Annotated in this window: 5 protein-coding genes; all 5 read right to left on the bottom strand. The window is 70.2% G+C overall.

Going from position 1 to position 7,657, the window contains the following annotated elements; genetic code table 11:
• Positions 1 to 143 precede the first annotated feature (143 nt).
• Entirely contained in the window at positions 144 to 1,583 is a 1,440-nt protein-coding gene (gene obgE, locus ACFQ7F_RS44555) for a GTPase ObgE (protein WP_383285060.1), read from the bottom strand.
• A gap of 134 nt (positions 1,584 to 1,717) precedes the next feature.
• The gene (gene rpmA, locus ACFQ7F_RS44560) at positions 1,718 to 1,972 is read right to left on the bottom strand and encodes a 50S ribosomal protein L27 (protein WP_160505003.1); all 255 of its coding nucleotides are present in this window, start codon (positions 1,970 to 1,972) and stop codon (positions 1,718 to 1,720) included.
• An 11-nt stretch (positions 1,973 to 1,983) separates the two neighbouring features.
• Complete coding sequence (gene rplU / locus ACFQ7F_RS44565) at positions 1,984 to 2,304, bottom strand: 50S ribosomal protein L21 (protein ID WP_160505004.1); 321 nt, start codon at positions 2,302 to 2,304, stop codon at positions 1,984 to 1,986.
• Positions 2,305 to 2,467: 163 nt separating this feature from the next.
• A complete protein-coding gene (locus ACFQ7F_RS44570) occupies positions 2,468 to 3,820 on the bottom strand; it encodes a phospholipase D-like domain-containing protein (RefSeq protein WP_383285064.1) in 1,353 nt (450 codons plus the stop codon).
• A 190-nt stretch (positions 3,821 to 4,010) separates the two neighbouring features.
• A partial coding sequence (locus tag ACFQ7F_RS44575; RefSeq protein ID WP_383285067.1) for a ribonuclease E/G occupies positions 4,011 to 7,657 on the bottom strand: 3,647 nt, incomplete at its 5' end.

Raw genomic sequence — 7,657 nt, forward strand, 5'->3', positions numbered from 1 at the left:
GCCCGCCCTTATGGGGCGCGGGTAACTGCGCGAAAAGCCCCCACGCACCCGCACGGTGAACTAACAAGAGACGGGCCCCGGAGCAAAAGCTCCGGGGCCCTTCTCACTGTCCAGCTGTCCGGGGCGCCCCCGCCAGAACCTGCCTAGAACGGCTCGAAGTCGTCGTACGCCTTCTCCGCCTCGTCGCGGTCGGTGTCGCGGTCCCTGCGGCGCTGGGCCGCGGGGCGGGGCTCCTCCAGGCGGTGGTCCTCGCCGCGGCGGCCGAGCATCTCCGCACCGGCCATCACCGACGGCTCCCAGTCGAAGACGACCGCGTTCTCCTCGGGGCCGATGGCGACGCCGTCGCCGCTGCGCGCGCCCGCCTTCAGCAAGCCGTCCTCGACACCGAGGCGGTTCAGCCGGTCCGCGAGGTAGCCGACGGCCTCGTCGTTGTTGAAGTCGGTCTGGCGCACCCAGCGCTCCGGCTTCTCGCCGCGCACGCGGTAGATGCCGTCGTCGCCGAGCTTGACGGTGAAGCCCGTGTCGTCCACGGCCTTGGGACGGATGACGACGCGGGTCGCCTCCTCCTTCGGCTTCGCGGCACGCGCGGCGCCCACGACCTCGGCGAGCGCGAAGGAGAGCTCCTTGAGCCCCTTGTGCGCGATGGCCGACACCTCGAAGACGCGGTAGCCGCGTGCCTCCAGGTCGGGCCGGACCAGGTCCGCGAGGTCCTGGCCGTCCGGTACGTCGATCTTGTTGAGGACGACGACGCGCGGCCGGTTCTCCAGGCCCGCGCCGTACTGCCGCAGCTCCTCCTCGATGATGTCGAGGTCGGATGCGGGGTCACGGTCGGACTCGAGCGTCGCCGTGTCCAGGACGTGCACCAGGACGCTGCACCGCTCGACGTGCCGCAGGAACTCGAGGCCGAGGCCCTTGCCCTGGCTTGCGCCCGGGATCAGACCCGGTACGTCGGCGATCGTGTAGACGGTCGAACCGGCCGTCACCACACCGAGGTTGGGGACGAGCGTCGTGAAGGGGTAGTCCGCGATCTTCGGCTTGGCGGCGCTCAGGACCGAGATCAGCGAGGACTTGCCCGCGCTCGGGTAGCCCACGAGCGCGACGTCGGCGACCGTCTTGAGCTCCAGGACGACATCGCCGCCCTCGCCCGGCTCGCCGAGGAGGGCGAAGCCGGGCGCCTTGCGGCGGGCCGAGGCGAGTGCCCGGTTGCCCAGGCCGCCGCGGCCGCCCTGCGAGGCGACGTACGTCGTGCCCTGGCCGACCAGGTCGGCGAGGACGTTGCCGTCCTTGTCGAGGATGACGGTGCCGTCCGGCACGGGCAGGACCAGGTCCTGGCCGTCCTTGCCGGAGCAGTTGTCACCGGCACCGGGCGCACCGTTGGTGGCCTTGCGGTGCGGGGAGTGGTGGTAGTCGAGCAGGGTCGTGACCGACTGGTCGACGACCAGGATCACGTCTCCGCCACGGCCGCCGTTGCCACCGTCGGGGCCGCCGAGCGGCTTGAACTTCTCACGGTGGACGGAGGCACAGCCGTGGCCCCCGCTACCCGCGGCGACGTGCAGCTCGACGCGGTCCACGAAGGTGGTCATGGGATGTGCCTCCAGAAACGTACGGAAAGTCAGGGGCGAAATGCCCCTAGGTGTAACACGCGAAGGGCGGACCCGCTTCCCGACAGGGAAGTGAGGTCCGCCCTCGCGAAGAACCTGTTCTACGGAAGCCTGATTCAGGCGACCGGAACGATGTTCACGACCTTGCGGCCACGGTGGGTGCCGAACTCGACCGCACCGGCGGCCAGCGCGAACAGCGTGTCGTCCTTGCCACGGCCGACGCTCGAGCCGGGGTGGAAGTGCGTGCCACGCTGGCGGACCAGGATCTCACCGGCGTTGACGGTCTGACCGCCGAAGCGCTTCACGCCGAGCCGCTGAGCATTCGAATCGCGCCCGTTCCGAGTGGAAGATGCGCCCTTCTTGTGTGCCATGTCTCAGTCCCTTACTTCGCAGCCGTGGGGATACCGGTGACCTTGATCGCCGTGTACTGCTGGCGGTGACCCTGGCGACGGCGGTAGCCGGTCTTGTTCTTGTAACGAAGGATGTCGATCTTGGCACCCTTGTGGTGGTCCACGACCTCGGCCGTGACCTTGATACCGGCAAGCACCCACGGGTCGCTCGTCACGGCATCGCCGTCGACGACGAGCAGCGTAGAGAGCTCTACGGTGTCGCCAACCTTGGCGGTGGGAAGCTTGTCAACCTCAACGATGTCGTCGACAGCAACCTTGTGCTGGCGACCACCGCTGCGCACGATGGCGTACACGGATCTCTCTCTCGCTCGGAACGGGACCCCCGCAGTCCAGCCGCCCGCATAACGCGGTCGGCCTCTCCCGGACGCCAGGCGTCGGAAGGAAATCAGGTTTACAGGGGTAGGGCGTACCTACTGACACGCCGACGGTCAAGATTACGGGGCTCGACCGGAAGGGTCAAACCGGCTTCTCACCGTCCGGCGGCAGCGGCTTGACGCCCTTGCACAAGTCGGTCTTGTCGGCCGTCCCGGGCCAGGCAACGGCCCGTACGCGGTCGAAGTGGCCGCGGTACGCGTCGTGCACGGAGTCGTCGTCGACCTTCACGATCGCCTCGTCGTTCTCGCGCAGGGCGGGCGCCGTGTAGTTCTGCGATCCCGTGAAGGAGATCTTGTTCTGCTTGCCGTCGTACTTGCCGTCGATGAGCAGGTACTTCGAGTGGATGATGTAGGGCGTCACCAGCTTGGTTCCGGGGTGCAGCGGGTCCCGGTCGTCGTTGAAGCAGCGGATCGTGGGTCCGCCGGACTTGTGCAGCGTCTCCCAGGTGCCGGGGGTGCCGCCCTGGCTCTTGGCGCTGTCGGTCTCGGCGTACACGATGCTCACCGTGCAGCCCGCCTTCTTGAGCGAGACGAGCTTGTCGGCGATCTGCTTCCGGGTGATCTTGAAGATCGAGGCGCGGACATTGGTGTGCCGGGCGACGCCGGCCGCGTCCTTGTAGTTGCACTGCACGTTGTTCAGGACCGAGTACATCGTGTCGGTCTCGTTGACCGTGCCGGAGCGCGGGAAGAAGTACGCCTTGTAGAGGCCGTCGCTGACCGTGCGGTAGTCCCAGTTCCGCCAGTCCTTGCCGATCATTTCGGTGAAGTAGTCGGCGTACGCCTCGTACATCGTCGGGTTGTTCGGGAGCTGCAGCGCGTCGTTGAAGAACCTCGTGTGCGCCGAGGGCGTCGAGTTCGACGTGGTCTGCACGACGATGTCCCTGGCGCCCTCGACCTGCGAGAACAGCCAGAACTTGTTGTGCATGATGGACTTGCCGTACTGGGGATCGCCCAGGCAGGACTTGTTCGCCGGGCAGAGCCGCACGAAGGACGACTTGTTCTTGTCGGTGCCCAGCTCTGCCGCCAGCCTGCTGTACGAGGTGTTCGTGGGGCGATCGCTCCTGCTGGTCTCGTCGAGCAGCATCTGTACGTGCACACCGCGGTTCTTGGCCGCCACGAGCGCGTCCACGACCGAGGCCTCCCACACGTGGTAGACCGCGACCTTGATGGTCGACCCCGGCACCGCGGCGTTCGTCAGCTCGATCAGGCGGGTCCGTATCGCGTACTGCTGCTCGGGGGTGCCCAGCGGGTCGTTGAAGATCGGCGCCTCGGCCAGTGGCGGTGCGGAATCGTCCGCCCCCGCCGTCCCCATGGCGCTCACCGTCTGGATGCCCGCCGCCGACAGGACCGTGGCCAGCGCGACGGCCTGGCGTCCGCCCTTGACCTGCTTCACGGCACGGTGACGTCCCGTGCCTCTCAGGCGACCGTGCGCCATCGTCCATCCCCTCCCCTGACGCGAACGGAACGTCTCCCCAGACGCCACGCTCGCGCGTTCGTTCATCAACCGCATGAGTTTTACAGGTACTTCACTCTGTTCCAAGTTCCCACAACGAGATGCCCCCGGCACGGCAAGATCACCATGCCGGGGGCACCCGGACATACATACGGACTAAAGAAGGAGGGGGTCAGCCCTCGTCGGCCGCGGAGGCGTTGACGCCGGCCGGCGCCTGCTCCGCCGCCGCGGTCTTCTTCGTCGTCTTCGACGCCTTCTTGGCCGTCGTCTTCTTTGCGGCCGTCTTCTTGGCGGCGGTCGCGGTCTTCTTGGTGGCGGCCTTCTTCGCGGGCGCCTTCTTGGCGGCGGTCTTACGCGCCGTCTTCTTGGCCGGAGCGGCTTCCTCGGCGGTGTCCGCCTCGGGCTTCTCCGTGGCCTCTGCCGGGGCCTGAGCGGCCTTCTCGGCCGACGGGACGACCAGGACGGCCGCCTCGTCGGACGTGGTCGGCGCGGTGGCCTTGCGGACCGCACGGCGGCGCGGACGGGCCGGGGCGGCGTCGGCGGGGGCCTCGGCCACCGGCTCGGCGGCGACCGGCTCCGCGACGGGCTCCGCCTTGGGCGCCTCGGTGACGATCACCTCGGCGGCTTCCGGCTCGGCGCTCTGTGCGCTCTTCGGCGAACCTGCGGGCGACGTCGCCTTACGGGTCGCACGACGGCGCGTACGTCCCTTGGGAGCGGCATCGTCCACGGGCGCGTCAGGAGCGGCCTCGACGGCGGCGGGAGCAGCCTGCGGAGCAGCCTCCTCCTGTGCCGGGGCGACCGGAGCCTCGACGACCGGGTCCTCGGCGGCCGGAGCCTCGGCCGTGGCGGCCTTCCTGGACTTGGACCGCTTCTTCTCCGACTTCGGGGCGCTCTCCGCCGTGGGCGCGGTCTCCGCCTTCGGGGCACCGGCCGGAGCCGAGGCCCGACGGGTCGCCCTGCGGCGCGAACGGCCACCACGGGAAGCTGCGGCCTCGGCCTCGGACGCGCTGCTGTAGAGCTCCTCGTCCGGCACGAAGTCCGGCTCGGGAAGCGCCACCGGGGCAGCGGCCTCCGCGGCGACCTCGGCCTCGGACTCGGTCTCGACCTCGTCGGCTGTGTCGTGACTGTCGTGCGTCTCGTGGCTCTCGTGCTCGTGCGTGTGCTCCTGGCCCTGCTCGGAGCCGCCGCGCCCGCGCTTCTTGCGCTTGCCGCCACCACCGGCGGCGGTCGGCTGCTCCATGTGCACGATCACGCCGCGGCCGTTGCAGTGGACGCAGGTCTCGGAGAAGGACTCCAGGAGGCCCTGGCCGACCCGCTTACGGGTCATCTGCACGAGACCGAGCGAGGTGACCTCGGCCACCTGGTGCTTCGTACGGTCACGGCCAAGGCATTCGAGCAGACGGCGCAGGACCAGGTCCCGGTTGGACTCGAGCACCATGTCGATGAAGTCGATGACGACGATGCCACCGAGGTCACGCAGGCGCAGCTGGCGCACGATCTCCTCGGCCGCTTCGAGGTTGTTCCTCGTCACGGTCTCTTCGAGGTTGCCGCCCTGCCCGGTGAACTTGCCGGTGTTGACGTCGACGACGATCATCGCCTCGGTCTTGTCGATCACCAGCGAGCCGCCGCTGGGCAGCCAGACCTTGCGGTCCAGAGCCTTCATCAGCTGCTCGTCGATGCGGTACGTCGCGAAGACGTCGACCTCGGAGGTCCAGCGCTGCAGGCGGTCGGCCAGGTCGGGGGCGACATGGGAGACGTACCCGTGGATGGTGTCCCAGGCCTCCTCTCCGCTGACGATGACCTTGGAGAAGTCCTCGTTGAAGATGTCGCGGACGACACGGACGGTCATGTCCGGCTCGCCGTACAGAAGGGTCGGCGCGGCGCCGCCGTTCTTCGCCTTCTTCTGGATCTCTTCCCACTGCTGCTGCAGACGCTCGACGTCACGGCGCAGCTCGTCCTCGCTCGCGCCCTCGGCCGCGGTGCGCACGATGACGCCCGCGTCCTCGGGGACGATCTTCTTGAGGATGGTCTTCAGACGCGCGCGCTCGGTGTCGGGCAGCTTGCGGCTGATGCCGGTCATCGAGCCCTCGGGCACGTAGACCAGGTAGCGGCCCGGCAGCGAGACCTGGCTGGTGAGGCGGGCGCCCTTGTGGCCGATCGGGTCCTTCGTGACCTGCACGAGGACCGACTGGCCCGACTTCAGGGCCGACTCGATGCGGCGCGGCCCGTTGGCCATGCCGAGCGCCTCGAAGTTGACCTCACCGGCGTAGAGCACGGCGTTGCGGCCCTTGCCGATGTCGATGAAGGCGGCCTCCATCGACGGCAGGACGTTCTGCACCTTGCCGAGGTAGACGTTGCCCACGTACGAGGTCGCCTGCTCCTTGTTGACGTAGTGCTCGACGAGCACGTTGTCCTCAAGGACGCCGATCTGGGTGCGCTCGCCGTTCTGGCGGACGACCATCACACGCTCGACGGCCTCGCGGCGCGCCAGGAACTCGGCCTCGGTGATGATCGGCACACGACGACGGCCCTGCTCGCGGCCTTCGCGGCGGCGCTGCTTCTTGGCCTCGAGACGGGTCGAGCCCTTGATGGACGTGACCTCGTCGGCGCCGGTGCCCAGCTCGCGCTCTTCCTTCTTGCGCGGCTCACGGACCTTGACGACCGTGCGCTCCGGGTCGCCGTCCGCGGTGTTCTCGGCCTCACCGGAGTCACCGGCGCGACGGCGGCGGCGACGGCGGCGACGGCTGCTGCTCGAACCGGCGCCCGAGCCGTTGTCGTCGGCGTCGTCATCGTCCTGCTCGGCCGCGTGCTTGGCGTCCTCGGTGTCCTTGACGTCCTCAGCGGCGTCCGTGTCGGAGTCGGCGTCCGCGTCCTGCTGGTCGGAGTCGTCGGCGGACTCACCGCGGCGGCGGCGACGGCCACCACGACGGCGACGGCGGCCGTGGCGCTCACCGGAGTCGTCGGACTCGTCGTTGTCGTTGTCGCTGTCACTCTCCGCGGCGGTGTCCTCGGCCTCTTCGGGCTCGGGGGCCTCGGCCTCGACGGCCTTCGCGGCGGGCTTGGCGGGTTCACGCTCGGCGGCGGGCTGCTCTTCGGCGGCCCGGCGGCGGTTGCGGCGACGGCGCCCTCCGGTCTCCTCCTCCACCACCGGTGCGGCGGCGACGGGCTCGGCCTCGACCTCTTCTTCGGCGGGCTCGTCGGCCGCTTCGGCGGCGGCAGCGGCAGCCGCGCTCTCGGGGGTCTGGAACATCGGCGCGGCGAACACCGGCGCCTGGAAGACGGCGACGGCGGGGCGCGGCTTCCTTCCGGAACCCTCCTCGCTGTCACCGGCACGCGCCTTGCGGGCCCGCGTCGGGGCGGGCGCCGAGAATCCGGCGGCGGCCTTGCGGGTGGCACGGCGGGGACGGCGGCCGGTGGGCGCGTCCTCTTCGGCGGGCTCCGCTTCGGGGGTCTGCTTGCTCGCGGCGGGCGCGGCTTCGGCCTTCGGCTCGGCGGCGGGGGCGGCAGGGGCCTGCTCGGCGGCCTGCGTCTCCGCGGCGGGCGCGGCCGAACCGCGGGTCGCGCGGCGGCGGGCACGGCGCGGGGCGGCGTCGCCGGACTCCGGCTGCGCCTCGGGCGCGGCGGCGGGTGTCTCGGCGGCGGGCTCGGCTGCCACGGGCGTCTCGGCGGCGGCCTCGGCAGCCTGCGGCGCACCGGCAGGCGCGGAGGCGCGGCGGGTGGCACGGCGGCGGCGCGGGGCGGGAGTGGTCTCTTCAGGCTCGGCCTCGGCCGCGGCCGCGGCGGGCTCGGCGACCGGCGCTTCGGCGGGCGTCTCGGCAC

This window comes from Streptomyces sp. NPDC056486 (genome assembly GCF_042795295.1).
GTDB lineage: Bacteria > Actinomycetota > Actinomycetes > Streptomycetales > Streptomycetaceae > Streptomyces.